General features: G+C 71.0%; 1 protein-coding gene and 1 pseudogene. Both read left to right on the top strand.

The annotated features are described in order from the left end of the window. Positions 1-257 precede the first annotated feature (257 nt). Positions 258-1,202: pseudogene (locus tag ACFVGO_RS39325) on the top strand (hypothetical protein); the annotation flags it as partial. A gap of 21 nt (positions 1,203-1,223) precedes the next feature. Further along, positions 1,224-2,195 carry a hypothetical protein gene (locus tag ACFVGO_RS39320; protein WP_380359477.1) on the top strand — a complete coding sequence of 324 codons (972 nt, stop codon included), beginning with the start codon at positions 1,224-1,226 and terminating at the stop codon, positions 2,193-2,195. Positions 2,196-2,271 lie beyond the last annotated feature (76 nt).

Below are 2,271 nucleotides of genomic sequence, written 5' to 3'. Positions count from 1 at the left end.
TGGTACTGCAGGGGGGACCCTGTGGGAGAGTAGGACGCCGCCGAACAATTATTCAAGGCCGCGGCCCCAGCGACTCGCTGGGGCCGCGGCCTTTTTGTGTTTTGCGAACGTGAAGAAGACCGGCAGAACGGGACTTCCGCCCAGACGCGGACGGTCCTGGCATGCCGGACAATGGAGAAGGTACGCAGGCCAGCAGGCCGGCGTCGAAACCGCGTGGCGGGAGCAGAGTCGCATGATGCTCCGTCCGCGGTGGAGCTGAAGCAGCAGAAGGAGTCACCACGATGTCGAACGAGCCCCAGGACCGTCCCGAGCGCCGATCGGACGACGGCCGAGGCTACGAGCCCCGGTCCCGCGGGGGCTGGTCCAACGACCGTGGCGGCTCCCGTCGCGATGACCGCCGTGACGACCGTTCGTCCGGTGGTTACCGTCGTGATGACCGTGACGACCGTCCGCGTCGTGACGACCGTCCGTCCGGTGGTGGCTACGGCCGTGACCGTGACGACCGCGGTGGCTTCCGACGCGATGACCGTCCCTCCGGTGGCGGTTTCAACCGTGACCGCGGTGACCGCCCGACCGGTGGTGGCTTCCGTCGTGACGACCGCCCGTCCGGTGGCGGTTTCAACCGTGACCGCGGTGACCGCCCCTCCGGTGGTGGCTACGGCCGTGACCGCGACGACCGCGGTGGCTTCCGTCGTGATGACCGTCCCTCCGGTGGCGGTTTCAACCGTGACCGTGACGACCGTGGTGGCGACCGCGGCGGCTTCCGTCGTGACGACCGCCCGTCCGGTGGTGGCTTCAACCGTGACCGCGGTGACCGCCCGACCGGTGGTGGCTTCCGTCGCGACGACCGCCCGAGTGGTTTCCGTCGTGACGACCGTGACGACCGTCCGCGTCGTGACGACCGCCCGTCCGGTGGTGGCTACGGCCGTGACCGTGACGACCGTGGTGGCGACCGCGGCGGCTTCCGTCGTGACGACCGCCCGTCCGGCGGTGGCTTCAACCGTGACCGCGGCGACCGCCCCTCCGGTGGTGGCTTCCGCCGTGACGACCGTCCGTCCGGCGGTGACCGGGGTGGTTTCCGTCGTGACGACCGTGGTGGCGACCGCGGCGGTTTCCGTCGTGACGACCGCCAGGGCGGCGGCTACGGCCGTGACCGTGACGACCGCGGCGGCGACCGCGGTGGCTACGACGACCGCCGGGGCAACTACGAGCCCGTCAAGCGTCTGCCGATCCCGGAGGACATCACCGGCTTCGAGCTGGACGCGGACGTGCGCCAGGAGCTCAAGAGCCTGCCCAAGACCCTTGCGGACGACGTCGCCCGCAACCTGGTGATGGTGGCCCGCATGCTCGACAGCGAGCCGGAGGAGGCCTACCAGTACTCGCGCGTCGCGCTCCGTCTGGCCTCCCGCGTGGCGGCTGTCCGTGAGGCGGCCGGTTTCGCCTCGTACATGACGCAGCGTTACTCCGAGGCGCTGACCGAGTTCCGCGCCGCCCGTCGGATGACCGGCCGGGTGGACCTGTGGCCGGTGATGGCCGACTGCGAGCGCGGTCTGGGCCGCCCGGAGCGGGCGCTGGCGATGGCCGGTGAGCCCGAGGTGAAGCAGCTGGACAAGGCCGGCCAGGTCGAGATGCGTCTCGTGGCGGCCGGTGCCCGCAGCGACATGGAGCAGTTCGACGCTGCCGTGGTGACGCTGCAGAGCCCGGAGCTGGCTTCCAGCGCCGTGCACGCGTGGACCGCGCGCCTGCGGTACGCCTATGCCGAGGCCCTGATCGCAGCCGGCCGGGCCGACGAGGCCCGTGACTGGTTCGCCAAGGCCGCAGAGGCCGACACCGACGGCACCACCAACGCCTCGGAGCGGCTGGCCGAGATCGACGGCGTGGAGTTCATCGACACGCTCGACCCGGAGCTGGCCGAGGACGAGACCGAGTCGACGGATGCGCCGGCGAAGAAGCGCGGTGGCGGCGACAACGCCGACGACCGCGTGATCTTCGAGGACGAGGAGGACGTCGAGGAGTTCTACGACGAGGACGACCTCGAGATCGACGAGGACTTCGACGGCGTCGTCCCCGAGCGCGTCCAGGAGGTCCAGGACGCCAAGGCCGACACCAAGGCCGAGGCCGAGGACACCAAGGCCGCCGAGGCCGAGCCGAAGGCCGCCGACGCTGGCGCCGAGGCCGCCGCCGACAAGAGCTGAGCAGCTCCCCAGGCAACGCCGTGAGGCCCTGCCGTTCCCCCAAAACCCCGGGGGAAGAAAGGGCCCCCCAAAGTCC

It is taken from the genome of Kitasatospora sp. NPDC057738 (assembly GCF_042798815.1).
Classification (GTDB): domain Bacteria; phylum Actinomycetota; class Actinomycetes; order Streptomycetales; family Streptomycetaceae; genus Kitasatospora; species Kitasatospora lactacystinica.
The sequence above is the reverse complement of the archived record's forward strand: the minus strand, read 5'-3'. Positions and strand labels throughout refer to the sequence as shown.